Origin of the sequence: Paraburkholderia tropica (genome assembly GCF_914484835.1) — a bacterium.
GTDB lineage: Bacteria > Pseudomonadota > Gammaproteobacteria > Burkholderiales > Burkholderiaceae > Paraburkholderia > Paraburkholderia tropica_A.
Map to the genome: position 1 here is coordinate 117,410 of NZ_CAJZAR010000031.1, position 25,542 is coordinate 142,951.

The following is a 25,542-nucleotide window of genomic DNA, read 5'->3' on the forward strand; positions in this document are numbered from 1 at the left end:
GCCCTTAATTTTTTGCGGGGAGTGTATGGATTATCCACAGGACGCAAGCGTGGGGCTTGTCGACGGCAAGTTTATCGACGAGAACGAGGCGACGGCGCAGGTCGGTTCGTTGATCCCGTCGACCTGGGCCAATGCGCTGACGGACGAGGTTCTCGCGGTTCAAAGCGATGCAGGGCTCGAGGCCGACGAATCGAACCACGCGCAGCTGCTCGCTGCGATCAAGTTGATCGTCGCGCGCATGGGGCAGGCCAGCTATTCGTCGCCTGTCGGGACGGCGCGCAATGCGCGGATGTCGGTGACCGCTGCAGCGAAAACGGCCTCGTTCACGGCAGACGAAATCATCCTTTCGGCAGCGTTGGGAGGGCAGACCTATCGACTCGCGGCATTTAACAAGACGGTCGACCTCACGGTGGTCGGCGTAGGTGGTATGGATGTTGGGGCGGCGCCTGCCTCGGGCTTCGTGGCCGTGTATGCGATCTACAACCCGACGACGGGAGCGTCCGCACTGATCGCGATGAACGCAACCGCAGCGAAAGCGCCAGAAGTTTACGGTGGCGGTTATATGCCTGCCGGGTACGTCGCGAGCGCACTGGTGAGTGTTTGGCCGACGAACGCTAGCTCACAGTTTGTCGCTGGATACCAGGAGGACCGCCATTTTCGCTACATGACTCAGGTTTCGGTGCTCACCACCGCTACGAACTCGGCGAATACGGCGCTTTCGATTGCCGGTGCAGTTCCCAAAAACGCCAAGTCAATTTACGGCAACGCGGGATTCTATGGGACGGCTTCCGCAGTCGGGGCGGCAATGCAAATCCAGGTGTACCCGTTTTCCGGGGCGAGCTGGAACTCTGTTGCGTACTACGTTGCTCAGTCAGCCACGCTGTTTCAAATCAGCGGCACGTTTTGGGATCTTGCTTTGCCGACGTCGCAGACGATGTATTACACGACGACTTCTTCGAACGTGTCGAGCATCACGTTCTCCATCACGATCTATTCGTATCGCTTTTGATTGGGAGGCTTCATGTTTGTGCAATTCTCGGACGCTACCAGCGTGAAGATCGTTGCGTGCTTCAGTTGTGCTCAGGACGCTGCTGTATTCCCGAATCAGGGGGAGGTTGATGAGGGTGACGAGCGCTGGGCCACCTACTACGCGTCGCTTCCTGAAATGGCGCAGGCATCACTGCCTGCGCCGCAGAGTTAATGAGCCGTGGCCGTACTGACGCTCCCGATTTCGCTACCGCGATTGATGAAAAGTCGTTGAAGCGTTCGCAACATCGGCTTTTCGATCAGCAGCCACGCGCCGATCCCGACTGCGATTGAGAGGACGGTTAGCCCGATCGACGAAAGCCAGAAGTGGCTTTTGACCTGCACGCCGTGGCGGGCGAGGCGATCCGAAGTGAAGTTCACGACGGTGATGTGGCACAGGTAAATCGCATAGCTTGCGTTGCCGCCGAGCATGGCGAATCGTGTCCGGAAAATGCGTGCGCCTTCAAAGGAAAGGAGGCCGAGTGCAGCCAGACAGCTAGGTATGCCGAGCCCCAATGGCCGTGCGAAATGTGAGACGGCTGGTGTTTCGCTGATGAGCAGAACAGCGGACTGGTAGCGCCAGAACAGCAGCGCGGCGGCGAAAAGCATGCAGATCCCCACCGAACGCTGCGGACGCCATCCTGACCTGATCACCACTGCGAGCAGCATGCCACCGCAAAACTCAAGACTTACTGCGGTGGAGAAAAACGCGCCGTCGCTTGAGCTTGGGACGGGGATCCTGAACAGGCCGATTAGAGTCATGACTGTTGCGCATGCAATCAGCGCGTGTCGACGGGCCGCCACGAGCGATAAAAATGCCACGAAATAGAACAACATTTCGTAGCAGAGGGTCCACGCAGGGAAATAGATGAGTTGCCAGTTCGTTCCGAATTCTGGCCAGAAGAAAAGCGAGCGCGCGATGCGAGACACGCTGAACGTTGCTCCCCAAACCGAATATTGAAAGAGCATGACGGCTATCGTCGCAATCCAGTAGGGCGGTATGACACGAACAAGGCGGCGCGCGGCAAAGCGGTATGGCGTCTCCCGATCAATAAGCGCCATGCCGATCACGATGCCACTGATCACAAAGAACACATCGACGCCAGCTGCGCCGACGAGCACTGACTTCTGACCAAGGCCGGTGGTGATGTGGTGCATGACGACGGCCGCAGCAGCGACAAATCGCAGGGAATGGATTGAGTACAGCCTCTGGCCGCTGGTCATTGTTGCGGACTCATCTTGTATTGGATTAGGGCGAGATTTTACTCGCCTCAGTTTCAGGGATGAAGCAATAAGCACGAGCTCGATATTCAAATCAGATAAAGAGCCACGCAACAAACCTTTTCGGCCGCTACCTAGCGGCTTTTTTTATGCGCCGAGCAAGTCGGCCCTTAAGCGGGGGTGTGAATGCAGGAACACGAACGAACCTTTCTTGCCTTGGTGGTAACTGGGGCATTGATCGGAATTGCGAAGCTGCTGGTGAGTAGTGAGGTGCTGACGTTCCGCCTGATTCTCGGGCGGGCGCTGCTGGGGTCGGCTACCTCGATGGTGGCGGGCGTGGTGCTCGTACAGATCCCGGATCTGAGTCCGATCGCGCTGCTTGGGATCGGCAGCGCGCTGGGCATCGTCGGTTCGCAATACATCGAACTGCTACTGCGCCGCCGCGCCCGCGCGCTGGTAGGTGGCATCAACGAAAAGGGGTAATCCATGCCGCGCATCTCTATTGCAGACGCGGGCGGCGCGAACGTCGTCGCCTTTCTGCGCATGCTCACGCAAAGCGAAATCGAAGCTTGGGTGCTCGCGAACAGCGATGACGGCTACAACGTGCTGGTCGGCTCGCACGGGCCGGGCAAGCGCAATGGCGTGCCGTACGCCGGGCAGGTGCTGAAGTTCGACACCTACGCGGCACATCCGAACGTACTGAACCGGGCACTCAACTCGAGCGCGGCGGGCGCCTATCAACTGCTCGGCCGCTACTACGAACCGTATCGCAAGCTGCTCGGGCTGCGCGACTTCAGCCCGGAATCGCAAGACCGTATCGCGATCCAGCAGATTCGCGAAAAGCGCGCGCTGCCGCTGATTCAGGCGGGCAACTTCGCGGGCGCGGTCGCAGCATGCAACCGGATCTGGGCGAGCCTCACCGGTTCGCCCTATGGGCAGCGCACGAATCCGATTGAGCTTTTGCAGGGCTATTACGTGGCGGCCGGCGGCGTCGTGCGCAGCTGATCGCCCGCCTGTGTTTCTGACCGGCCGCCACGCGCGGCCTTTTTTATTGGAGGTTCGATTGAGCATCAAGGAAAAAATCATCGTGGGCGCGCTCGCCGCGCTTTTCGTGCTCGCACTGATGGCGCTGTGGGCGTATTTCGTCACGATCGGCCGCGCGGATAGCCAGGCATTTATCGCGCAGATCGGCGTGCTCATCACGGGCGCGGTGAGCCTGGTGACGATCTGGTGCGGGCATCAGACGGCGAGCTCGCGCTCGACGGCGGGCGACTCGACGTCGGCGAGCGCGGTTCCGGGCGCTCCGCTGCGCGGCGCGCCCGCGGCCGACGTGACTCTCGGAATCAACGCGCCGGCCGCGGCGGTTGGCGTGACAGCTCCGCCGGCGGGGACGCTGCAATGAAGGGCGTCGCGCTAATCGGCGCTCTCGCACTTTCGGGCTGCACGTCGCTGCAATACGCCGGTGTCGCCCGATACGAAATCTCGCCGATCACGGATGCGTCCGGCGCGGCGACGGGCTGCTGCGTGCTGCGCGTCTGGAACGGAAAGGAGATGGCGACTGTCGATGCGCAGTTTTCGCGCGCGGCTGACGGAAGCTACAGCATCAACCTGAAGGAAACCGATGTGAAGGCCTTTACAGGCCAGGCCACGGCCGCTTCGGCCGCCTCTGACGCCGCTGCTGCAGCCACTTCGGCAGTGGCGACGGCAATCAAAACCATCCAGTAAGGAACCCCGTATGAAACGCTCTCTCATGCTGCTTGCGGCAGGCATTGCCGCGCTCGCGATCGCCGGCTGCGCAACGGTCTCCAGCGCCGACAAACTCGCGAAACAGGTCTGCACGCCGGTGCAGCAGACCGTTACCAGCCTGCAATCGTTGCAGGGCTTCAACGACAACGCTGCGGAAAAGCTCGACAAGGCGGCCGACATCGTGAACACGACATGCGACGCGGTGTCGGCGGTCGACGTGTCGAGTCTGGAGAAGTTCTCGTCGACGGCGTTCCCGGCGCTGATCGACGTGGTGAACGCGACGTCGTGGACCGACGAAAAGAAACAGCAGATCGGTTTGACGCTCACCGCCGCCCAGCTCGTGCTGAACAGCATCATCAGTTCGATGCCGACTCAGACCGAGACTGCTGTGGCGACGACCGATGCCGCCTCGGCGGTATCGGCGGCGGCCGTGGCCTCCGACGCGGTGGCCACGCAATGAAGCGCGTCCGGGTCGCATTCAGTGGCTCGGGCTTTCGCCTTGGCGCCCACCTCGGGGCGCTACAGGCGATTGTCGACGCCGGTTACGCCGTAGCTGAAGTCGCGGGAACATCGGGCGGCGCGATCGTGGCCGCGTTGTACGCGAGCGGAATGCCGCTCGCCGACATGCGCGCGTTGTGCATGTCGATGGACTGGTCGCCCATGATGCGCTTCACGCCCTGGGCGGTGCTCACGCGCCGCGCGCTGTGCACGGGCGATGCGCTGGAGAAGTTTCTGCTGCGCGCGACCGGTAGCCGTACGTTCGGTGAACTCGACTTCGATCTCAAGATCATCGCCGCCGACCTTCTGACGGAGCGCGAGTTCGTGTTCAGCCGGGCGACGACGCCGGATGTGCCGATCGGCGTGGCCGCGCGCGCGAGCGCGTCGATACCGTTCGTGTTTCCGCCTGTGGATAACTCCGGCGCGCTGCTCGTCGATGGCGGAACGTGCAACAACGTGCCGGTGAGCCATTTGACTGTCGACGACGTGCCGCGGATTGGCGTGTATCTGGTCTCGGATGATGCGCCGCTGCCGGCGGGCCGCAAGTATCGGCTGCCGACGATCGCCTCGCGCGTGATCGACCTGATGCTTGCGGCGAATGAGGCGTCGCACATTGACCTCGCGCAGCAGGGCGGGGCGACGATCGTGCGGGTGCCGACCGGCTACGCGAGCAGCTTCGACAGGAACATGGCGCGCGCGGTTCGGCAGCGGCTCTATAACGACGGCTATGCGACGACGTCCGTCGCCGCTGCGCTGCTCGATACGCCCGCGCGCCTGGTCGGGGCGTGCGCTATCGCTTGACCTTGCCGGACCCGCTTAACCCGTCGTCGATCTGTTTTCTTTGGCGGGGCGTCGGCGGGTCCGTCAGCAGCGGCTCTACGTCGAGCTCGTTGTTGAAGCACTCCCAAACGGACGTCGGAATGACGCCGTGCCCGTTCGGCGCGAGAAAAGCGCGGATCTGATTCGCGCGCGAGATCGTCGCGCGCAGGCGGTGGATTTCCCAGAGCAGCTCGAGGACAACCGGCGTGGGGTGCTGGTCGTAAATCTCGGCGAGGCGGGCGGCAGTTAAGGGGACGCGATGGCGCATGAGAACGAATCCGGAAAATACTGTGTAAACGTACAGTATTTTCCGGATCGTTTCCAATACTTCCGCTCGATCGGTGGGCGGGAGAGACAGGGCGACTGCGTGCATGTTGGAGCATGCGCGCAGCCACCTTTCCACTGGTGCCAGTGAATCAGCCTAGGCCCTGCTACCTACCGGTAGGCGGGCCGGATTTTAACAAACTCTAAACAAAGGCCAAATCACATATGGCAAATCCCATCATCCCCTGGATGGGCGGCAAGCGTCGTCTAGCCGATCACCTGATTCCGCGATTCCCCCGGCACGATTGCTACGTCGAGGTTTTCGCGGGCGGTGCTGCGCTGTTTTTCATGCGACCGCCGGCGGCGGTCGAAGTCATCAATGATGTGAACGGCGAGCTCGTGAATCTCTACCGGGTGGTCCAGCATCACTTGGAGGAATTTGTACGGCAGTTCAAGTGGGCGCTGACCAGCCGGCAGGTGTTCAAGTGGCTCCAGGATACTCGGCCGGAAACGTTGACCGATATTCAGAGAGCGGCCCGATTCTATTATTTGCAGCAGAATTGTTTTGGCGCCAAGGTCGAGGGGCAAACCTTTGGGACTGCGACGACCACGCCGCCAGGGCTGAATCTGTTGCGGCTGGAGGAGAATCTGTCGGCGGCGCACCTGCGGCTCGCGCAGGCCTATGTCGAGCAGTTGGACTGGAAAGCGTGTGTAGATCGATACGACCGCGCGCACACACTGTTCTATCTGGATCCGCCGTACTGGGAAACGGAGGGGTATGGCGTAGCGTTTCCGTTTGAAGAGTATGAGGCTATGGCGCGTCGGCTGAAATCAATCAAGGGCAGAGCGATTGTCAGTCTGAACGATCACCCGGCGATCCGCAAAGCGTTCGCGGGCTTTCACATCGAGACGGTGGACATCAAGTACACCGTTGGCGGTGGCGGGCGAGAGGCTGCGCGGAAGGAAGTGATTATTTTCAGCTGGGACGACGCCGCACAGCCGGCGGGGCTGTTCTAGTCGTCGCGCTTCAACGCTGCGCGCCTAACAGCCTTCGTCCGAATTTTCGTGGCACGTACTTCGCGCCAAAGCTGGAGGGAGAGTTTGAGGGGCGGCCGCGCGCGGAACTTGCGCGTGGTCGTGTAGACGTCAACGCGAAGCGATCGAAACTGAAGGAGGTTGTTGACTCGTTTCCAAGGTTCGTCGAGTGGCTCTATGAAATAACTCGAACTCCAGGATTGCCCGTGGGTGAGCTCCTTTGGTAGATCGTATTTCCACTCCACCGCGTCATGGTTCGCAAGTATCACAGACGGCCGGTTCTTGCCGACGCGCACAGTCAATATGACGTTTTGAACATTAACTGGAAGCGAGCCGGTATTGACGATCACGATCGCCATTCCATCCCTACGGCCGATAGGACCAGCTCCCAACTGAATGCTTCGTGCGATCCGAACGCGGAGGCGGGCGCGCTCAGCTCGAACAGAAAAGAAGAGAGAAAGGATTACTGCTCCTGCGGTCGCCACGGCCGAAACCACCTGAGACCAGTCCTGGAGTGTTTGTGGGTAGAAGGGGACGGCGGCCATCTTCTGAGTGATTTGCGTAAGTTCTAGCGTAGGTTGCTTATCAAACCTTTACTGGATACGGCAGCTAACACTGCTGCATCATCAGCGGCCGCGTTGGCACCCCCTTGCCGTGGCCGGGTAGCGGGGCGCCCCGTGACACTGGTTATTTGTAGTGCTCGAGCAGCACGTCGCGCAGCGATGCGTAATTCTTCACGGCCCGCGCATTTGACCCATTTACCGAGGCTTCGATTTGAAAATCGAACTCAATGCCCGGGCCGTCCAAAGCTTCCTGGGCTTCAGCAAGGCGCGCTTCCGCGTCTGCAATGGGATCCGGACGGCCGATTCGAGTTGTAACCCGGGGTCCTTTTGATCCCTTCCTCACCAGCGCCACTTTGGTTTCCGGTTTCTTCGGATTTGTCTGCTGAAGCTTCAGGATTGCCCAATAGTAAGCGCGCTCCTGTTCATCGAATTCCAGCACGAACTCCAAATGCTGATACTTCGCCGTCATGCGCGCGGGATATCCTCCCACGACGAGAAATCCTTCCTTTTCAAAATGCGCTTTGAATTCGCTTGCGGCTGCGCGGAGCGCCGATGCTTTGGCAGTTTCGTTACGCACCCTTAACTGCTGCAGTATCGGGGTTGCGGCGGCCTGTATATCTGCCAGTTTCTTTTGTGTCGCGAGGTCGAGATCCATGATGTTCCTTACATATGGTGAGGAATTCATCATACCCAGGATCTATCGGTGGTTTGCGCTCAAAATTCGTATTCGTGCTACAGCAGTGCTACATAAAATTCTTTCGCCCGCTGTACGCTTTATTTGACGGTACGAATCAGGGATCAGTTGTTCCCATCCATCATCGGCGCGACGGAGACGCGGCGGGGGCTGGCAATGGGGGTGGCGGACATGGCAGATGAGGGCGCGACGGGGCGCGGCAGGCGTGAATCAACCTTCTATTTTATCGCATGCCATGAGCCGTGCTGGCGCCGATTTTGCGGTGCGGCAGCCGAGGTTCAAGCGGAAAAATCAGGGCCGCAGTGACGTCTTCTTGTCATATAGCAAGCATATTGCATGGATGGAAGCGCTTCCATCGCTCCCTTTAGTCTGAAAGACCCTTTGCACGTTATGTAATCCGATCGCCTAATGTTGCGTCGCAGAAATTTTTTTGGGACGGCTTTTTAGGGTCTGTTCGTCGCTCAGCCAAGCCTGGTTTGGCTCACAGCATTGTTTCCAGAAGCGGAATAGTCAATTCGGTTTATCGCGATTATTTTCTGATAGTAGGTGTATACACTGAGTCTCACTGACGCGGCTCATGGGTCTGACCTCCCAGGCGCGGCGCCATCCCCGAACCGCAATTGAACCTGATTCTGGAGTCCACCATGAAGACCAAACTCATCGCAGCGCTGCTGGTCGCAGCTTCCGCTTCTGTTGCCGCTCCGGCGTTCGCCAGCGGCTACGGCCCGGCACCTTTCTATCGCCCGAACGTCGGCGCACCGGCTTCGCAGCAAGGCCAGAGCGCGCAGACCGTCGCGGCCGAGCGCGCGCAGCAGCAAGGCGTCGACGCTGCCTACGGCGGCGTGACCGGTTCGGCGTCGCAGTCGGGCGCTCACGGCTCGCAAGCTTCGCAAGCGCAATAAGGGCTGTCCGGCCTGTCAGCTTTACGCTCAGGTCGATTTGTTCCGGTCGCCCGCCTGACGGGCGGCACGAACGCCGGGTGTCTTCACGACGCCCGGCGTTTTGTTTTTTGGGCGTTGGAAAGCGTGTCGGAAAAAGCGTCGAAACGCGGGTCAGAAAGCCCGCTTCGATCGGAAAGGCGGCGTCAGGACGCGGCGCGCACGCGCTGGTCGATGGCTTCGCGGATGCGGTCGAAGGCGGCGTCGAACGCGTTGTCCTGGGTGGGGAAGCGACCGGATGCGATGCCGTCGACCGGCACGTCGGCGTGATTGTCGTCGGTGAGGCTGTGGATCTTCTGGGTCGTGACGAGAAAGCCCACGTCGTGATCGCCGTCCACGCCGGCGGTCATGTCGAAGCCCATGTACTCGTAGCTGCGTCGGTTTTCCATGCCGTGTCCTCCTCGGGCGCACGCGTCGATTCTGGCACGTCCGCGCCATTCGAGCGCCCAGCGAGGCAAGGCGGGGCAGGCGCGCGACGTGCGGACGTGCTCGGGCCGGCCTCGCCGGGCGCTGTACTACTATGAATCGCGAGGTGTGCGCGCCTGGCGGATTCGCGCGCGGCCGAGGCCGGGCCATCCTCGACGGTATTCGACAGGATTCGACAGGCTAACCAGGAGGTGAACAATGCAGAAACGCTTCGTGCTTCTCGCTGCGCTGGCTTTGCCGGCCATGCTGGCTTCGGTATCGACGTTCGCGCAGCAGCCGCCGCCCCGTCCGGGCCCGAACGAGTATCACGGCGGCCCGCCGCCGAACCGTCCACCGCCCGATGCGCCGCCGCCGCACGAGTGGCGCAAGGGCGACCGCCTGCCGCCCGAGTATCGCGATCGCCAATATGTGATCGACGACTGGCGCCAGTACCAGCTCAAACCGCCGCCGCGCGGCTATCACTGGGTCGGCGTGAGCGGCCAGTACTATCTGGTGCGCAACTCGAGCTGGGCTGTGGAGCGCGTCGGGCCATAACGGCGACAGGCCTTTGCGGCCCGCGCGATCCGAGCCGGACCGGTTCTGCCGATCCGGCTTTTTCGTTGGGTCGACCGCCACACGAATTCAGCGCTTCCTGAAAAATTTCGGCCGGCGTGATAGTTTCGCCGTTCTCCCGCAACCTGATGATGGAAACGCTTCGATGGAATACCGCACACTCGGCGATACGAACGTCAAGGTGAGCCTGATTGGCCTCGGCACGATGACGTGGGGCGAACAGAACACCGAGCAAGACGCGCACGAACAGATCGACTACGCGCTCGACCAGGGCGTCACGCTGATCGACGCCGCGGAGATGTATCCGGTCCCGCCGCGTCCCGAAACGCAAGGGCAGACCGAACGCTTCATCGGCACCTGGCTCGCGCAGCACCGCGCGCGCCGCGAGAACATCGTGCTCGCGACCAAGATGGCGGGGCCGGCGCGCCAGCCGCACAATCCGCGTCATATTCGTGGCGAAGGCAATCAGTTCGACCGCAAGAATCTGACCGAAGCGCTCGACGGCAGCCTCCAGCGCCTGCAGACCGATTACGTCGATCTGTACCAGCTGCACTGGCCCGACCGCAGCACGATGACCTTCGGCCGCCCCAACTATCCGTGGATCGACGACGCCTACACGGTGCCGATCGAGGAAACGCTCGCGGTGCTCGCCGATTTCGTGAAAGCGGGCAAGGTGCGCCATATCGGCGTGTCGAACGAGACGCCCTGGGGCGTCGCCCAGTTTCTGCGCGCCGCCGAAAAGCTCGGCCTGCCGCGCATCGTCAGCATCCAGAATCCGTATAGCCTCGTGAATCGCACGTTCGAAGGCGGGCTGTCGGAGTTCACGCATCGCGACGGCATCGGCCTGCTCGCGTATTCGCCGCTCGCGTTCGGCTGGCTCTCGGGCAAGTACGAGGGCGGGGCGCGGCCCGAGGGCGCGCGCATCACGAAGTTCGAGCGCTTCCAGCGTTACAGCAAGCCGCACGCGATCGCGGCCACCTCGCGCTATGTCGCGCTCGCGAAGGAGCACGGGCTGTCGCCCGCGCAGTTCGCGCTCGCGTTCGTGAACAGCCGCCCGTTCGTGACGAGCAATCTGATCGGCGCGACGTCGATGGCGCAGCTCAAGGAGAACATCGGCAGCGTCGATGTGAAGCTCTCGGCGGACGTGCTCGCGCAGATCGACGCCCTGCACGAGCTTCAGCCGAATCCGGCGCCTTGATCGCTCGCCGACTCCGTCGCTAACTTCAGGCGGGCCACGCGTTCATCCCGCAAACGCGGGCGCAACCCGCCGACCTCGCGCCTCCTGACCCGCGAATCGTCCAACGCCAACATTGGCGATTCGCGAGTCATGCACTACGATGCTGCGCACGCCCGCCGCGCCCCGAGATCGGGGCTGCGGGGACCGATCAGGGCAGGGATCGTCCGATCCGCTCCGAGCCGGTTTCAGCTGCTTTTTCCCGTTTCACTATCCACACGCCCTTCGCGGAGTCACACCATAATGACCAGCGCACCCGACGCGCCTTCGCCACGTCCGCCCCAACTGCCGTCCGCGGCGCCTGGCTGGGGCTGGCCCGTTTTCCTTCTGCTGGCGGTCGCCGGTCTGTTTTACGTGAAGTGGTTCCCGTACTACCACCGCGCGTTCACGGCCGAGGCCACGCACTCGATCGGCAAGTCGATCCTGATGGGCGGCGAGGCCAGCGCGCCGGTGCCGTCGCTGGCCGCCGCGCTCGACTACGCTTTCGCCTACGGCAAGGCGATCTGGCAGGCGATGGTGCTGGGCCTGCTGCTCGGCTCCGGCGTGCAGGCGCTGCTGCCGGTGCAGTGGGTCGCGCGCGTGCTCGGCCGGCGCGGCTTCGGCAGCGTGGCGGCGGGCGGTCTGCTCGCGGTTCCCGGCATGATGTGCACGTGCTGCGCGGCGCCCGTCGTGGCGGGCCTGCGCGCGCGTAACGCGTCGACGGGTGGCGCGATCGCCTTCTGGCTCGGCAATTCGGTGCTCAATCCGGCGACGCTTGTGTTCATGGGTTTCGTGCTCGGCTGGCAGTGGAGCGCGCTGCGTCTCGCGCTGGGTCTGCTGATGGTGTTCGGCCTCGGCTGGCTTGCCAACCGCCTGGTCACGCCCGACGAGGCGCGCGCCGCCGACGACAACCTCACGCAGCTCGCGCGTCAGCAGGCCGAAGGCGGCAACGCGCTGGTGCGCTGGGCGCGGATTTTCCTGCGCATGGCCGTGCGGCTCGTGCCCGAATACATCGTGCTGGTGCTGCTGCTGGGCGCGGCGCGCGCGTGGCTGTTTCCGCACATCGGCCCCGATGTCACGAGCAGTCTCGGCTGGATTGTCGCCTTCGCGCTGGCGGGCATGCTGTTCGTGATCCCGACTGCGGGCGAAGTGCCGATCATTCAGGCGATGCTCGCGCTCGGCATGGGCGTGGGTCCGGCCGGCGCGCTGCTGATGACGCTGCCGCCCGTGAGCGTGCCGTCGTTCGCGATGCTCGCGCGCTCGTTCCGCCCGCGCGTGCTTGCGCTGGTCGGCACGGTGGTCGTGCTGTTCGGCATCGTGGCGGGTCTCGCGGCGGTCGCGCTGGGTTTCTGAGGCGCTAGCAGGCGGTAGCAGGCGGCGCTGCGGCATGCAATGACGCGCGCCGCGCCGACGTATCGACGCCGAACTCGCGACACCGAACTCGCGACACCGAACTCGCGACGCCGTGCCCGAAAAATCGGGGTCGGCTGCGGTCAAAACGTCGCGGGCGCAATGCTACGATGTCGTCATAAGGATCACGCATCAACGACGGGCGGCGGCGGCGCCGTCCGCACAGACGAGGGCTTCGGCCCGGGAACCGGCATGGCACAGCAAAAAACCAATCCCAAACTCGAACAGGCGCTGACGCGCGGCGACCTCGCCATCCGTCAGGCCAATTCGGCGCGCGCGACGGCCGTGTTGCGCGCGCTCGGCAAGATGATCATCGAGGCATCCGCGACCATCGGGGTCGAGGCGAACGCCACGATCCCCGACGGCGATCGCATTTACGATCCCGCCGACGGTCTCTGGCCGCAGCAGCTGCTGATCTCGCTCGACGGTCCGGTCGAGGACTCCGATCCCGAGGAAATCCGCACGGTGCGCCTGCTCGCGCAGACGCAGGCGACGATGTTCCGCGTGGAATGGCATCGCGCCGACGGCAAGATCGGGCGTCAGGAAGGCGGCCCGTTCGCGACGGTCGCGTTTATTTCCGACGTCGACATTCCCTGGGGCGACGACGAAGAGTGATGCCGCCGCGTGCGCCCGAGCGCACGCGAACGTGACTGGGAAGACGCGCGCAGCACGCCGCGCGTTGCTCAGCGCATCATGCGTCGACGGAACAGGATCGACGCGACCCCGAACGGCACCAGCACGTAGAACACCAGCACGGCCAGATGCAGCGCCGCGTGCTCGACGGGACGCCCGAGCATGGCCGGGCGAATCAGTTCGACGGCGTGCGCGAGCGGCAGCATCAGCGTGATGTGCTGCGCGGCCGCGGGCAGTTGCGCGATCGGGAAGAACACGCCCGAGAGCAGCAGCATCGGCGTGAGCACGAGCGTCTGATAGAACATGAAGAAGTCGTAGGACGGCGCGAGCGCGGTGACGATCATCGCGCAGCTCGCGAACGCGAGGCCCGCGAGCGCGATCACGGGCAGCGCGAGCAGCATCGACGGAAAGCTCGCATAGCCGAGCAGACCCGCCACGATCATGATGGCCGCGCCCGAGAGCATCGACTTGCTGGCGGCCCACATCACCTCACCGAGCACCACGTCGCCGAGCGAGAGCGGCGTGTGCATGATCGCCTCCCACGTGCGCTGCACGTGCATGCGCGAAAAGCCCGAGTACATCGACTCGAAGCTCGCCGACATCATCACCGACGACGACACCGTGCCCGCCGCGAGAAAGGCGATGTACGAGACGCCGTCGACGTGACCGACCATCAGCCCGAGACCGAAGCCCAGACCGAACAGATAGATCATCGGATCGGCGAGATTGCCGAACATCGACGCGAGCGCGAGCTTGCGCCACACGAGATAGTTGCGGCGCCACACGGCGATCCAGTGCGTCGCGTTCGAGGGCAGGGCCGCGCGCGGCTCGCGCAGGGGCGGCTGGGCGCGTTGCGTGTCGGGCGGGTTGTGCGTGCGTGTCTGCATGGTGTCGGTCGTGAGCGGCTCAGTCCTGCATCTCGCGGCCCGTGAGCCGCAGGAAAACGTCTTCGAGATTCGCGGGCCGGTGCAGATAGCGCAGGTCCGAACGGTGGCGCAGCCGCGCATGCACGGGCGCCGGGTCGTCGACATAGCAGAACAGCGTTTCGCCGCTGATTTCGGTGCGCTTCGCGAAGGGCGCGAGTTCGTCGCGCAGCACGCCCGGTTCCGGGCCGTAGACTTCGATCACGTCGCAGCCGATTTCGGTTTCGATCAGCGATTTCGGCGCGCCCTCGGCGATCTTGCGGCCTTCCTCGATCACGCAAACGCGATTGCACAATCGTTCGGCCTCCTCCATGAAATGCGTCGTGAGGAGAATGGTCTTGCCGCGCGCGAGCAGCGAGCGCAGCCGCTCCCAGATCAGATGGCGCGCCTGCGGGTCGAGGCCCGTGGTGGGTTCGTCCATCACGAGCACGTCGGGATCGTTGACGAGCGCGCGCGCGAGCGTGAGGCGCCGGCGCATGCCGCCGGACAGTTCGCCGACGCGCGCGTCGGCCTTGCTTTCGAGGCGCGCGAATTCGAGCAGCGGCGCAACGAGATCCTGCGTCTGGCGCGACGAGAGCCCGAAGTAGCGGCCGAACACGAGCAGGTTCTCGCGCACGGTGAAATCGGGATCGAGATTGTCGAACTGCGGCACGACGCCGACGCGGGCCCGCGCATGACGCGCGCGAGCGGGGACGGGTTCGCCGCACAGGCTGATGCGGCCCGCATCCGGCGACACGATGCCGAGCAGCATGCGCAGCGTGGTGGTTTTGCCCGCGCCGTTCGGACCGAGCAGTCCGAAACATTCGCCGGGGACGACGTCGAACGACAGGCCGTTCACGACCGTCCTGTCTCCATAGTGTTTGATGACCTGCTCGAATTCGATGGCGGGCATGGTTGAGCGATGTCGGTGAGCGCGCAGGTGGTGCACGCGCAAGGCGGCCTATTCTACTAGAGCATGGCGCGCGCGCAGGGCGGGCACATTGCTGACGCATCGCGGCGCGCGCGGCTGGTGCATGCCGCACTCATGCGCGGGCGCGATGCATCACGCAAGGGACGTCCGGTGTGTTTTGCGTGCACGCGCGCATGCCGTGTCAATCGCTGACGCGGCAATCATTGCCATCGTGCGCAAATCCGGTGCCAGCGTGTGTTGTAGGCCAATGTGGTGCCGATGTGGTGCGGATGTGCGCTGCTGCGCACCTGTCGCTAACCTGGCGTTTTCCAGGCCTTGCATGTCGAATTGCGGCGCACCATGATGCAGGTACGACCTGCGTTTTCGCGTGGGTTTTGGGGGAATCGATCATGGCGAGCTACAAGAAAATCCTGCTCTGTTACGACGGCTCGCGCGAAGGCCGCAAGGCGCTGCGTTGCGGGGCCGATCTGGCCTTGGATCTGCAAGCCGAGACGCATCTGCTCTCGGTGGTGGACATGCGCTCGACCATCGCCCAGAGCGCGGGCCTGTTGACCGATGTGGCGTGCGGCCGCTTCGAAGAAACGGCGCGCGAGATTCTCCAGGAAGGCGTCGACTGGCTCACCGAGCGCGGCGTGCGCGCGCAGGGCCATTTTGCATTCGGTCATCCGATCGACGAGATCGCGAATCTCGCCAACGAACTGAATGCCGATCTCGTGGTGGTGGGGCATCGCTGCCGCACGGGTCTGTCGCGCTGGTGGATGGGCGCGGGCAATACGCCGCTGCTCGATCGCGTGTCGTGCAGCATTCTCGTGGCGTGTTCGTCGCCTGCTGAAGACAAGCAGCAGCAAGCGGCCGCGTAGCGGCGCGCGCGTTTGCGAGTTTTTTGCTTCGTTTTTTGCGTCGCTTGTCTGCTAGTCGTGCTCAACCCGCGCCGGACCGGCCTGCGCTTCGCGCGTGGCCTGTCCGGCGCGTGGTGATTTCAATGCCGACGATCACGCTGATCCCGCCGGGACGCGCGATCGATCAATCCGGCGCGTCCGCGCCGCTTCCCGAATCGGGCTCGTTCAATTCCACCGCCGCGAGCTTCCACGAGAACAGGCCATGCCGTTGCAAGATCGCGGCATAGCGCTCGCTGTGCGCGCTGCGTTGCAATGTCACCGCGAATTCGTTGAGGCTGCGATAACCCGCGGCGGCTTGCGCGCGCGGTTGAGGTTGCGCGGACTCGGCCGGTGCGTTCGGATTCGCGGGCGTTGCGTTTTGCGGCGTATTTTGCGGCGCGCCCTGTGACGGCGACGCAGGCGAAGAAGCCGGCGGCGGCGCGGCAGGCTGCTCGCCGGGCTTGCCGGTGGGCGGCATGCCGTTGAGCAGCGCGGCTACGCCTTCGGGCGTGGCGTAGGCGTCGACGAGCGGCCCGATCAACGCCGAACCGATCACTGCGCCAAACAGCAGCAGCGGATTACTGCTGTGCTCGGCCTGAATGCGCCGCTGCAGCATTTCCCCGGCTTGTTGTTTGAGACTCGCGCGCAACGCCGGGTAATCGACGTATTCGCTCAAGGCGGCCGCGTCGCGCGCGTCGGCGGCCTGTTTGAGGTGGTTGAGCGCGATATACGGCGAGGCGTAGCCGTACCCGAGCGCGGCCACGACGGCCACCGCCGCAACGGCGATGGTGACGGGCTTCTTCCAGTTCGAGGGTTGGCTGGCGGTATTGCGTGCGGAGTTGCGTGAAGCGTTGGGCGTTTTCGTGTCGGTCATCGGGGGCAGGTGCGCCGCGCGAGCGGTGCGATCATGGAATCAGAGCTTCGATCTGAATGTTGACCGCGCTCGCGCCAAAACGATCCCCACACCTGCAAGAACCTCCGCCGACACGTCATTTCCCATTGCCTGACTTCGTGCCTTACTTCGCGAGCGCCGCCGCAGGCAGATCGCTTTGCTGCTCGGCGATGCAGCGGTCGAGTGCGCGGCACACCGCGTCCATCGTGCCGACCATGATGAGGCGCGACGGGCCGTGATAGACACGCACCGGCGCGCGGCGGTCCGGCTGTTCCGTATTCAGCGTGCTGTTGAGCGACACACGCGCGAAAGCCGGCTGCGCCGAGGGCAGGGGCGGCAGTTCGGGCGTTTCCAGCTTCTCGAAAAGCGAGCCATTGAGCGCGGCCGCCGAGGCGCGCGCGTCACGCATTGCGCACGAGGCGATTCCGCGCAGATGGCGCAGACGGCCGAATTGACGGAAGGGCAGCAGGCGGGCAAGGCGTTCCATGACTCTCTCCAGAGAAGTGCGCTAACAGGCGCAAAACCGGCGCTTAACGGCGCGCGGATGGATTCTTAGAATTCGGTGGGACGGATCAGACCCACGGCAATGCCTTCGAGCGCGAAGTCGGCGCTGCCGGCCTCGACGAAGATGTTGTCGTAGTCGGGGTTCTCCGCGATCAGCTCGATGCCGTTGGGCTGGCGCTTCAGACGCTTCACGGTCACGTCGTCGCCGAGACGCGCGACGATGATCTGGCCGTCTTTCGCTTCCGCCTTCTTCTGCACGGCGAGCAGGTCGCCGTCGAGGATGCCGGCGTCGCGCATCGAGAGGCCGCGCACCTTCAGCAGATAGTCGGGGCGGCTCGAGAACAGCGCCGGGTCGCAGGCGTAGTTCTGGGAGATATGTTCCTGCGCGAGGATCGGGCTGCCTGCCGCGACGCGGCCGACCAGCGGCAGCGAGAGCTGCATGATGCTGGCGTGCGGCAGCGTGAACTGGTGCGGCAGGTCGTCGGGGCCGGGCATCAGACGGATGCCGCGCGAGGCGCCCGCCGCCAGCTCGATCACACCCTTGCGCGCCAGCGCGCGCAGATGTTCTTCCGCCGAGTTGGCCGAGCTGAAGCCCAGTTCGGCGGCAATCTCGGCGCGCGTGGGCGGAAAGCCGGTGCGCTCGATCGCGCGGCGGATCAGATCGAAAACCTGCTGCTGTCGTGCGGTGAGTTTGGTCATGTCGACACTGTATGTTTGAACAGGTAACTGTATTTTTATACAGTATTCGCCGCTTTTCAAGTGTTACTTGAACTTTGTCGTTTGGGTGCCGCCACAGCAGCGTTTCCGGGCGATCCGACGGACGAAAACTCGCTCCAACGTCCGATTCCTCCGCCCTTACCACTTTTGCGTATTAAAGAATGAAAAAACATCATTTTTAATAATGTAAGCGGATCGCTAGACTGGCCTCCATCGATCGCAGCACCACACGACAAAACGGAGAAAGTGGATGAATCAAGGCAATACGGGGCGCGCAGGCTGGCTGACAACGCTGGCGGCAAAACTGGTCATCGGCGTTGCACCGCTCGTCGGCATGGTGGCGATGGCGCCGGCTGCGCACGCAGATACGTCGCTGCTGAACGTTTCCTACGATCCGACGCGCGAGCTGTATCAGGAGATCAACGAAGCCTTCATCAAGCAGTGGAAGGGCAAGACGGGCGAGACGCTCACCATCAAGCAGTCGCACGGTGGCTCGGGCGCGCAGGCGCGCTCGGTGCTCGACGGTCTGCAAGCCGACGTCGTGACGCTGGCGCTGGCCTGGGACATCGACGCGCTCGCCAACAAGGGCATCGTCGCCAAGGACTGGCAAAAGCGCCTGCCCGACAACGCGTCGCCGTACACCTCGACCATCGTGTTTCTGGTGCGCAAGGGCAATCCCAAGCACATCAAGGACTGGGATGACCTGACGAAGCCGGGCGTGTCGATCGTCACGCCGAATCCGAAGACCTCGGGCGGCGCGCGCTGGAACTACCTCGCGGCCTGGGCCTACGCCGAACATCAGCCGGGCGGCAACGACCAGAAGGCCAAGGAGTTCGTGACGAAGCTCTACAAGAATGCGGGCGTGCTCGATTCGGGCGCGCGCGGCGCGACCACGAGCTTCGTGCAGCGCGGCATCGGCGACGTGCTGATCGCCTGGGAAAACGAGGCCTTCCTGTCGCTCAAGGAATTCGGTCCGGACAAGTTCGAGATCGTGGTGCCGTCGGTGAGCATTCTGGCCGAGCCGCCCGTCGCCGTGGTCGACAAGGTCGTGGACAAGAAGGGCACGCGCAAGCAGGCCGAGGCGTATCTGCAGTTCCTCTATAGCGAGGAAGGCCAGGAAATCGCCGCGAAGAACTTCTACCGTCCGCGTTCGGACAAGGTGCCGGCGGCGCTCACGGCGAAGTTCCCGAAGCTCAAGCTCTACACGGTGGACGACACCTTCGGCGGCTGGACCAATGCGCAGAAGACGCATTTCGCGGATGGCGGCGTGTTCGACTCGATCTACCAGCCGCAATAAGCGAAGCCGCAGTTTAGTAACAGCAGCACCGACGTAACGATAAAAACAAGGCGCGCCCAACGAGGCGCGCCTTTCGGCGCAAGACAACGCGCAACCCATGTGAAGAGATACAGCATGACGACGTTCCGATTACGCAAGCCAGGCGCGCTGCCGGGATTCGGCGTGACGCTCGGCATCACCGTGGCTTATCTGAGCCTCGTGGTGCTGATCCCGCTCGCCGCCACCTTTCTGAAGACCGCCACGCTCGACTGGGCGCAGTTCGTGCGCGCCGTGTGGTCGCCGCGCGTGATCGCGTCGTACCGCCTGACGTTTACCGCCGCGCTCGGTGGCGCGCTCATCAACGCGGTGTTCGGCTTTCTGCTCGCGTGGGTGCTGGTGCGCTACCCGTTCCCGTTCAAGCGCGTGATCGATGCGCTCGTCGATCTGCCGTTCGCGCTGCCGACTTCCGTGGCGGGCATTTCGCTCGCGGCCGTGTACGCGGGCAACGGCTGGATCGGTCAATATCTTCAGCCGCTCGGCCTCAAGATCGCGTTCACGCCGCTCGGCGTGCTGGTCGCGCTGACCTTTATCGGCTTGCCCTTTGTGGTGCGCACGGTGCAGCCCGTGCTCGAAGAGTTCGAGCGCGAGCAGGAAGAGGCGGCCGCGTGCCTCGGCGCGTCGCGCTGGCTGACGTTCCGCCGCGTCGTGCTGCCCGCTGCGTTTCCCGCGCTGCTGACCGGTTTCGCGCTCTCGTTCGCGCGCGCGCTGGGCGAGTACGGTTCGGTCATCTTCATCGCGGGCAACGTGCCGATGAAGTCGGAAATCACCTCGCTGCTGATCATCACGAAGCTCGAGCAATACGACTACGCAGGCGCGACGGCGCTGGCCGTGGTGATGCTCTGCGTGTCGTTCGTGATGCTGCTGCTGATCAATACGTTGCAGTGGTACCTGCAACGCCGCACGAGCCGCGGTGGCGGCGCGCCGCGTGCGCCGAATGCGCCGAATGCCACCGCCACCACGCAAACTACGCAAGCCGTCGCCGGAGGTGCGCAATGAGCACGAATGCACGCCGTATTCCGGCAGGCCGTCCGAACCCCGTGACCGAAGCGCCGTGGGTGCGCTGGCTGCTCACGGGCATCGCGCTGGCCTTTCTCGCGCTGTTTCTCGTGGTGCCGCTCGTCGCGGTGTTCTGGCAGGCGCTCTCGAAGGGCATCGGCTTCTATTTCGAATCGCTCGCCGATCCCGACGCGCTCGCCGCCATCAAGCTCACGCTGATCACGGCCGCGATCGCGGTGCCGCTCAATCTGGGCTTCGGTCTCGCCGCGTCGTGGGCGATCGCGAAGTTCGATTTTCGCGGCAAGGCGCTGCTGACCACGCTGATCGACTTGCCGTTCTCGGTCTCGCCGGTGATCTCGGGTCTCGTCTACGTGCTGATGTTCGGTGCGCAAGGCTGGTTCGGTCCGTGGCTCGAAGACCATAACGTGCAGATCATTTTCGCGGTGCCGGGCATCGTGCTCGCGACGATTTTCGTGACGTTCCCGTTCGTCGCGCGCGAACTGATTCCGCTGATGCAGGCGCAAGGCACCGACGAAGAAGAAGCCGCGCATGTGCTGGGCGCGTCGGGCTGGCAGATGTTCCGCCGCGTGACGCTGCCGAATATCCGCTGGGGCCTGCTGTACGGCGTGATTCTCTGCAACGCGCGCGCGATGGGCGAGTTCGGCGCGGTTTCGGTGGTCTCGGGCCACATTCGCGGCCAGACCGACACCATGCCGCTGCACGTCGAGATTCTCTACAACGAATACAACTTCGCGGCGGCTTTTGCCGTGGCGTCGCTGCTCGCGCTGCTCGCGCTCGTGACGCTGGGCCTCAAGCTGCTCGCGGAACGCCATATGTCCGCCGAACTGCGCGACGACGACGTGCCGGCCTTCGCCGGTCCGCCGCCCGCATCGACGGCCACTCATACGCATTCGCAACCCGCGCCCCGCACCGGCGCCGCGCGTCAATCGCTGCAACAGGAGCTGTAATCATGGGCATCACCGTCAGCAATCTGCACAAGCGCTTCGGCGACTTCACCGCACTCGACAACGTCTCGCTCGACTTTCCGGCCGGCGAACTGGTCGCCTTGCTCGGACCGTCGGGCTGCGGCAAGACCACGCTGCTGCGCGTGATCGCGGGCCTCGAATACGCCGATGAAGGCCAGGTCGTGCTGCAAGGCCAGGACGTGGGCGAGGTGGGCGCGCGCGAGCGTCAGGTGGGCTTCGTGTTCCAGCATTACGCGCTGTTCCGTCACATGACGGTGTTCGAGAACGTGGCGTTCGGCCTGCGCGTGAAGCCGCGCAACGAGCGTCCGTCGGAAGCCGTTATTCGCGAGAAGGTGCATGAACTGCTCAAGCTCGTGCAGCTCGACTGGCTCGCGCAGCGCTATCCGTCCGAGCTGTCGGGCGGCCAGCGTCAGCGTATCGCGCTGGCGCGCGCGCTCGCCGTGGAGCCGAAGGTGCTGCTGCTCGACGAGCCGTTCGGCGCGCTCGACGCGAAGGTGCGCAAGGAACTGCGCGGCTGGCTGCGCCGTCTGCACGACGATCTGCATATCTCGACCATCTTCGTCACGCACGATCAGGAAGAGGCGCTCGAAGTGGCCGATCGCATCGTCGTGATGAATCACGGTCACGTGGAGCAGGTGGGCAGCCCGCAGGACGTCTACGATCATCCGCAGACGGCGTTCGTCTACGAGTTCCTCGGCGCGGCGAACCGTCTGCGCGGCAGCGTGAACGCAAGCGGTTTCGTCGCCGATGGCGCGGCGCAGCCGATCTCGGTGCAGGCGGGCTTCGAAGGTCCGGCGCTCGCCTATGTGCGTCCGCACGATCTGGTGCTGCATCGCGACGCGGCGCAGCATCGCGACGGCATCGTCGTCGACGTGCGGCGCGTGGTGACGCTGGGCGGTTCGGTGCGCGTGGAGCTTGAAAGCCGCACGGGCGGCGCGCTCGAAGCGCAGCTCGACCGCGAGGCCTGGCGCGCGCTCGATCTTTCGGTCGGCGACGGCGTGACGGCGGTGCCGCGCGGTTTGCGCGTATTCCCGGCGCAATGAGCGGCGCAATCAGCTCAATCAGCATAATCGGCGCAACGATGCGCGGCGTGCCGCGCATCCACTACACTAAAAAACGTCAATAAACGGTCGGCAGTCGGAGAGAAGAACATGAATTTTCAGCAGTTGCGTTTCGTGCGCGAGGCCGTGCGGCAGAACATGAACCTGACCGAAGTGGCGAACGTGCTCTACACGTCGCAGTCGGGCGTCTCGAAGCAGATCAAGGATCTGGAGGACGAGCTGGGCGTCGACATCTTCATTCGACGCGGCAAGCGCCTCACGGGTCTCACGGAGCCGGGCAAGGCCGTGCATCAGCTGATCGAGCGCATGCTGCTCGACGCGGAGAACCTGCGCCGCGTGGCGCGCCAGTTCGCCGATCAGGACAGCGGCCACCTCGTCGTGGCGACGACCCACACGCAGGCGCGTTATGCGCTGCCGAAGGTCGTGCACCAGTTCCGCGAAGTGTTTCCGAAGGTGCATCTGGCGCTGCGTCAGGGCAATCCGCAGCAGATCGCGCAGATGATCATCAACGGCGAGGCCGATATCGGCATCTCGACCGAGGCGCTCGACCGCTTCCCCGATATCGTGACGTTCCCGTGCTATTCGTGGCATCACGTGGTGGTCGTGCCGAAGACGCACCCGCTCGTGGGCCGCGAGAATTTCACGCTCGAAGACGTCTCCGAATATCCGATCATCACCTATGACCAGGACTTCACGGGCCGCTCGCACATCGACCAGGCGTTCGCGAAAGCGGGCGTGGTGCCCGACGTGGTGCTGACCGCCATCGATGCGGACGTGATCAAGACCTATGTCGAACTCGGCATGGGCGTGGGCGTGGTGGCGGCGATGGCCTACGATCCGAAGCGCGACAGCGAACTCGTGGCGCTCGACACCCAGCATCTGTTCGAGGCGAGCACGACGCGCGTGGGTCTGCGCAAGGGCGCGTTCCTGCGTCAGTACGCGTACAGGCTGATCGAGATGTTCGCGCCGCAACTGACCGAGCAGCAGATCGCGAGCCAGTTGCGCGAAGTGGTGTGAGGATCGGAATCGCGCGCGTTCGCCGATCATGAACGGGCGTGCGCGAAGTCCGGCCATCGGGTCCGGCTATTAGACCCGGCTATTGGACCCGATGGCGGCGCCGGGCGGATCGCTTAAAATCGCCGCCATGACTACCTCCTCTTCCTCCCAGAACGCGGCCGGCGCTTCGGCGCTGCCGCGCATCGCGGTGCTCGCCACGGGCGGCACCATCGCCGGTTCCGCGCCCGACGCGGCCAACACGGCGGGCTATCAGGCCGGCGTGATCGGCGTCGCGCAGCTGCTGGCCGCCGTGCCGGGCCTCGACGCCGTCGCGCAGATCCATGCCGAGGAGGTCGCGAGCGTCGACAGCAAGGACATGTCCTTCGCGCTCTGGGCCACGCTCGCGCAGCGCGTGAACGCCTTGCTCGCCAGCGACGACATCGACGGCGTGGTGATCACGCACGGCACCGACACGCTCGAAGAAACCGCGTATCTGCTGCATCTGACCGTGAAAAGCGCCAAGCCGGTGATTCTCACGGCGGCGATGCGGCCGGCGTCCGCGCTCTCGGCGGACGGTCCGCTCAATCTGCTCAACGCCGTGACGGTCGCCGCGAGCGGTCAGGCGGGCGGGCAGGGCGTGCTCGTCGCGTTCAACAACCGCATGCATTGCGCGCGCGATGTCGCGAAGATCAGCACCTATGCCGTCGATGCGTTCCAGTCGCCCGAGATCGGCGCGCTGGGCTGGGTGCAGGACGGTCGTGTGGACTTTCAGCGCCGCGCGCTGCGTCCGCATACGCTCGATACGCCGTTCGCGGTTGTCGACGAAACAGCCGCGCAGTGGCCGCAGGTCGAAATCGTCACGAGCTATGCCGGCGTGTCGCGCATCGCCGTGGACGCGCTCGTGAGCGCGGGCGTGCGCGGCATCGTCGTGGCGGGCACGGGCAACGGCTCGATTCACGCGACGCTCCAGCAGGCGCTCGCCGACGCGGCGGCGCAAGGCGTGGCCGTGGTGCGCGCGTCGCGCGTGGGCTCGGGGCACGTGATGCACAACGGCGCGGCGAAGGACGACGCGCTCGGCTTCATTTCGGCGGGCACGCTGAGCCCGTACAAGGCGCGTGTGCTGCTGATGCTCGCGCTCGCGACGGGCAGCACGCAGAAGGACGCCTTGCAGCGCGTGTTCGATACGTACTGATCACAGCGGATGGCGGCGCTGCGCTGACTCGCGCACCATGAAAAACGGGCCTTGCGGATCGCTCCGCAAGGCCCGTTTCTTTTCCGGCCGCGTGGCTTATTGCAGCGGCGGAATCACGAGCACCTGGCCCGGATAGATCTTGTCCGGGCTCTTGAGCATCGGCGTGTTCGCCTGGAAGATGACGTCGTTCTTCGCGCCGCTGCCGTAGTACTTTTCGGCGATCTTCCAGAGGTTGTCGCCCGAGACCACCGTGTGGTGCTGCGCTTCGGGCGCGGGATTCGTGACGGTCAACTGGTCGTCGACCTTGTCGACGTTCTGCACGTTGCCCGCGGCCACGAGAATCTTTTCCTTGGTGGGCTGATCGGCGGCGTTGCCCGTGACGGTCACGGTGTGCGAGACGCCGTCGTAGGTCACGCCGAGATTGTCGGCGTCGAGGCCCTGCGAGCGGATATAGGCCGCGATCGCGTCGCCGGCCTTCTGGTTCAGGTCCGCGAGATTCGCTGCCGGAGCGGCGGCGGGTTCGGCGGCTTGCGCCGGTGCGGAGGCCGAGCCGAACAGTTTTTCGCCGGCTTCCTTGATGAAATTGATAATGCCCATCGATCAGACTCCTCACGTGCTGGGGGTTGATTGAGTGACCACGCAGCCAGTTGCGCGTTGACCTGCGCGTTCACCTTGCGCTGCCGGCGTGACACACGAATGAAAGCACGATTCTAGAAACGCGGATGCGAAAGCGTCCAGCGCGAGGAGGTAAAAGATTGTGAAACGCGGCGCGGGCGTTGCGCGCGCGCAGGGGCAAGGGCCGCGTGCAAGGGCAGGGCGCGGCCATCCGACAGGCGGACACCCGGTGACGACGTCTGACCGACCAAGGCTTCCCCGTCGTCGCCGAGTGCCGCTTTCGGACCCCACTGGCCGCCCTCAGCCCAGAGCGGCCCCGATTTGCCCCGCAGCGGTTGCCGCCGCCACGAAGCGCCCCACCGATGGCTGTCGCGTGCGATGTTGTTGCGTTGACGTTGTCGCGTCGTTATCGCGTCTTTCGCGCCAGCCTGAATGCGTATGCGTGGTTCTGCAGGTGTTTCTTATCGTTCTTGCTCGTTCTTTTTTGTTCGACGGGCG

General features: G+C 64.0%; 31 protein-coding genes. 20 read left to right on the forward strand and 11 right to left on the reverse strand.

Annotation, left to right across the window (positions count from 1 at the left end; translation table 11 throughout):
* The first annotated feature begins 25 nt into the window (after window positions 1-25).
* The gene (locus LDO54_RS04745; RefSeq protein WP_224007161.1) at window positions 26-1,009 is read left to right on the forward strand and encodes a hypothetical protein; all 984 of its coding nucleotides are present in this window, start codon (window positions 26-28) and stop codon (window positions 1,007-1,009) included.
* Window positions 1,010-1,197: 188 nt separating this feature from the next.
* On the opposite strand, the gene LDO54_RS04750 is transcribed toward LDO54_RS04745, so the two are convergent.
* The gene (locus LDO54_RS04750) at window positions 1,198-2,250 is read right to left on the reverse strand and encodes an acyltransferase family protein (protein ID WP_224007164.1); all 1,053 of its coding nucleotides are present in this window, start codon (window positions 2,248-2,250) and stop codon (window positions 1,198-1,200) included.
* 183 nt (window positions 2,251-2,433) lie between these two features.
* On the opposite strand from LDO54_RS04750, the gene LDO54_RS04755 reads away from it, so the two are divergent.
* From LDO54_RS04755 to LDO54_RS04780, 6 genes are read left to right on the forward strand one after another with little or no spacing between them, the layout of a single operon-like run.
* The gene (locus LDO54_RS04755; protein ID WP_183038824.1) at window positions 2,434-2,730 is read left to right on the forward strand and encodes a phage holin family protein; all 297 of its coding nucleotides are present in this window, start codon (window positions 2,434-2,436) and stop codon (window positions 2,728-2,730) included.
* A gap of 3 nt (window positions 2,731-2,733) precedes the next feature.
* Entirely contained in the window at window positions 2,734-3,252 is a 519-nt protein-coding gene (locus LDO54_RS04760; protein WP_224007171.1) for a glycoside hydrolase family 24 protein, read from the forward strand.
* 58 nt (window positions 3,253-3,310) lie between these two features.
* A complete protein-coding gene (locus tag LDO54_RS04765; RefSeq protein ID WP_436975502.1) occupies window positions 3,311-3,649 on the forward strand; it encodes a hypothetical protein in 339 nt (112 codons plus the stop codon).
* A complete protein-coding gene (locus LDO54_RS04770) occupies window positions 3,646-3,972 on the forward strand; it encodes a hypothetical protein (RefSeq protein ID WP_224007177.1) in 327 nt (108 codons plus the stop codon). The genes LDO54_RS04765 and LDO54_RS04770 overlap by 4 nt, the downstream gene beginning before the upstream one ends.
* Before the next feature lie 10 nt (window positions 3,973-3,982).
* On the forward strand, window positions 3,983-4,453 hold the full coding sequence (locus LDO54_RS04775; RefSeq protein WP_224007180.1) for a hypothetical protein: 471 nt from the start codon (window positions 3,983-3,985) through the stop codon (window positions 4,451-4,453).
* The gene (locus tag LDO54_RS04780; protein WP_224007617.1) at window positions 4,450-5,292 is read left to right on the forward strand and encodes a patatin-like phospholipase family protein; all 843 of its coding nucleotides are present in this window, start codon (window positions 4,450-4,452) and stop codon (window positions 5,290-5,292) included. The genes LDO54_RS04775 and LDO54_RS04780 overlap by 4 nt, the downstream gene beginning before the upstream one ends.
* On the opposite strand, the gene LDO54_RS04785 is transcribed toward LDO54_RS04780, so the two are convergent.
* Complete coding sequence (locus LDO54_RS04785) at window positions 5,282-5,578, reverse strand: hypothetical protein (protein ID WP_224007183.1); 297 nt, start codon at window positions 5,576-5,578, stop codon at window positions 5,282-5,284. The genes LDO54_RS04780 and LDO54_RS04785 overlap by 11 nt on opposite strands.
* A 221-nt stretch (window positions 5,579-5,799) precedes the next feature.
* Between LDO54_RS04785 and LDO54_RS04790 the strand changes: the two genes are divergently transcribed.
* Complete coding sequence (locus LDO54_RS04790; protein WP_224007186.1) at window positions 5,800-6,591, forward strand: DNA adenine methylase; 792 nt, start codon at window positions 5,800-5,802, stop codon at window positions 6,589-6,591.
* On the opposite strand, the gene LDO54_RS04795 is transcribed toward LDO54_RS04790, so the two are convergent.
* Complete coding sequence (locus LDO54_RS04795; protein WP_224007187.1) at window positions 6,588-6,959, reverse strand: hypothetical protein; 372 nt, start codon at window positions 6,957-6,959, stop codon at window positions 6,588-6,590. The genes LDO54_RS04790 and LDO54_RS04795 overlap by 4 nt on opposite strands.
* Window positions 6,960-7,296: 337 nt before the next feature.
* Window positions 7,297-7,827, reverse strand: coding sequence for a hypothetical protein (locus tag LDO54_RS04800; RefSeq protein ID WP_224007189.1), 531 nt, complete (start codon window positions 7,825-7,827; stop codon window positions 7,297-7,299).
* A gap of 683 nt (window positions 7,828-8,510) precedes the next feature.
* Here LDO54_RS04800 and LDO54_RS04805 point away from each other — a divergent pair.
* On the forward strand, window positions 8,511-8,768 hold the full coding sequence (locus LDO54_RS04805) for a hypothetical protein (RefSeq protein WP_224007192.1): 258 nt from the start codon (window positions 8,511-8,513) through the stop codon (window positions 8,766-8,768).
* A gap of 182 nt (window positions 8,769-8,950) precedes the next feature.
* Here the strand turns inward: LDO54_RS04805 and LDO54_RS04810 are convergent, their stop codons facing one another.
* Window positions 8,951-9,193: a hypothetical protein gene (locus LDO54_RS04810; protein WP_224007195.1), complete on the reverse strand. Its 243-nt coding sequence runs from the start codon at window positions 9,191-9,193 to the stop codon at window positions 8,951-8,953.
* 235 nt (window positions 9,194-9,428) lie between these two features.
* Between LDO54_RS04810 and LDO54_RS04815 the strand changes: the two genes are divergently transcribed.
* The 4 genes from LDO54_RS04815 (at window position 9,429) to LDO54_RS04830 (ending at window position 13,020) form a co-directional block, all read left to right on the forward strand.
* Window positions 9,429-9,764 carry an RcnB family protein gene (locus LDO54_RS04815; RefSeq protein ID WP_224007198.1) on the forward strand — a complete coding sequence of 112 codons (336 nt, stop codon included), beginning with the start codon at window positions 9,429-9,431 and terminating at the stop codon, window positions 9,762-9,764.
* Between the two features lie 163 nt (window positions 9,765-9,927).
* Window positions 9,928-10,980, forward strand: a complete 1,053-nt coding sequence (locus tag LDO54_RS04820) for an NADP(H)-dependent aldo-keto reductase (RefSeq protein ID WP_224007201.1) — start codon at window positions 9,928-9,930, stop codon at window positions 10,978-10,980.
* Window positions 10,981-11,259: 279 nt separating this feature from the next.
* A complete protein-coding gene (locus LDO54_RS04825; RefSeq protein ID WP_224007204.1) occupies window positions 11,260-12,348 on the forward strand; it encodes a permease in 1,089 nt (362 codons plus the stop codon).
* Window positions 12,349-12,597: 249 nt separating this feature from the next.
* The gene (locus LDO54_RS04830) at window positions 12,598-13,020 is read left to right on the forward strand and encodes a hypothetical protein (protein WP_224007207.1); all 423 of its coding nucleotides are present in this window, start codon (window positions 12,598-12,600) and stop codon (window positions 13,018-13,020) included.
* A gap of 68 nt (window positions 13,021-13,088) precedes the next feature.
* Here the strand turns inward: LDO54_RS04830 and LDO54_RS04835 are convergent, their stop codons facing one another.
* On the reverse strand, window positions 13,089-13,925 hold the full coding sequence (locus LDO54_RS04835; protein ID WP_224007210.1) for an ABC transporter permease: 837 nt from the start codon (window positions 13,923-13,925) through the stop codon (window positions 13,089-13,091).
* 19 nt (window positions 13,926-13,944) lie between these two features.
* A complete protein-coding gene (nodI, locus tag LDO54_RS04840) occupies window positions 13,945-14,853 on the reverse strand; it encodes a nodulation factor ABC transporter ATP-binding protein NodI (protein ID WP_253074375.1) in 909 nt (302 codons plus the stop codon).
* Window positions 14,854-15,260: 407 nt separating this feature from the next.
* Between nodI and LDO54_RS04845 the strand changes: the two genes are divergently transcribed.
* Window positions 15,261-15,731 carry a universal stress protein gene (locus LDO54_RS04845; RefSeq protein WP_224007213.1) on the forward strand — a complete coding sequence of 157 codons (471 nt, stop codon included), beginning with the start codon at window positions 15,261-15,263 and terminating at the stop codon, window positions 15,729-15,731.
* A 163-nt stretch (window positions 15,732-15,894) separates the two neighbouring features.
* On the opposite strand, the gene LDO54_RS04850 is transcribed toward LDO54_RS04845, so the two are convergent.
* From LDO54_RS04850 to lexA, 3 genes are all read right to left on the reverse strand, one after another.
* The gene (locus LDO54_RS04850; RefSeq protein WP_224007216.1) at window positions 15,895-16,623 is read right to left on the reverse strand and encodes a DUF2939 domain-containing protein; all 729 of its coding nucleotides are present in this window, start codon (window positions 16,621-16,623) and stop codon (window positions 15,895-15,897) included.
* Window positions 16,624-16,765: 142 nt separating this feature from the next.
* Entirely contained in the window at window positions 16,766-17,128 is a 363-nt protein-coding gene (locus tag LDO54_RS04855) for a hypothetical protein (RefSeq protein ID WP_224007219.1), read from the reverse strand.
* Window positions 17,129-17,193: 65 nt separating this feature from the next.
* Window positions 17,194-17,844: a transcriptional repressor LexA gene (gene lexA / locus LDO54_RS04860; RefSeq protein WP_224007222.1), complete on the reverse strand. Its 651-nt coding sequence runs from the start codon at window positions 17,842-17,844 to the stop codon at window positions 17,194-17,196.
* A 268-nt stretch (window positions 17,845-18,112) separates the two neighbouring features.
* On the opposite strand from lexA, the gene LDO54_RS04865 reads away from it, so the two are divergent.
* The 6 genes from LDO54_RS04865 (at window position 18,113) to LDO54_RS04890 (ending at window position 24,429) form a co-directional block, all read left to right on the forward strand.
* The gene (locus LDO54_RS04865; RefSeq protein ID WP_224007225.1) at window positions 18,113-19,159 is read left to right on the forward strand and encodes a sulfate ABC transporter substrate-binding protein; all 1,047 of its coding nucleotides are present in this window, start codon (window positions 18,113-18,115) and stop codon (window positions 19,157-19,159) included.
* Window positions 19,160-19,273: 114 nt separating this feature from the next.
* Window positions 19,274-20,194, forward strand: coding sequence for a sulfate ABC transporter permease subunit CysT (gene cysT / locus LDO54_RS04870; RefSeq protein WP_224007228.1), 921 nt, complete (start codon window positions 19,274-19,276; stop codon window positions 20,192-20,194).
* Window positions 20,191-21,162, forward strand: coding sequence for a sulfate ABC transporter permease subunit CysW (gene cysW / locus LDO54_RS04875; RefSeq protein ID WP_224007231.1), 972 nt, complete (start codon window positions 20,191-20,193; stop codon window positions 21,160-21,162). The genes cysT and cysW overlap by 4 nt, the downstream gene beginning before the upstream one ends.
* A gap of 2 nt (window positions 21,163-21,164) precedes the next feature.
* A complete protein-coding gene (locus LDO54_RS04880) occupies window positions 21,165-22,223 on the forward strand; it encodes a sulfate/molybdate ABC transporter ATP-binding protein (RefSeq protein ID WP_224007234.1) in 1,059 nt (352 codons plus the stop codon).
* Between the two features lie 108 nt (window positions 22,224-22,331).
* Complete coding sequence (locus LDO54_RS04885) at window positions 22,332-23,258, forward strand: CysB family HTH-type transcriptional regulator (RefSeq protein WP_224007237.1); 927 nt, start codon at window positions 22,332-22,334, stop codon at window positions 23,256-23,258.
* A 127-nt stretch (window positions 23,259-23,385) separates the two neighbouring features.
* Entirely contained in the window at window positions 23,386-24,429 is a 1,044-nt protein-coding gene (locus tag LDO54_RS04890; RefSeq protein WP_253074376.1) for an asparaginase, read from the forward strand.
* 96 nt (window positions 24,430-24,525) lie between these two features.
* Here LDO54_RS04890 and lysM read toward each other — a convergent pair whose 3' ends face one another.
* Window positions 24,526-25,026 carry a peptidoglycan-binding protein LysM gene (lysM, locus tag LDO54_RS04895; protein WP_224007243.1) on the reverse strand — a complete coding sequence of 167 codons (501 nt, stop codon included), beginning with the start codon at window positions 25,024-25,026 and terminating at the stop codon, window positions 24,526-24,528.
* Between the last annotated feature and the right edge of the window lie 516 nt (window positions 25,027-25,542).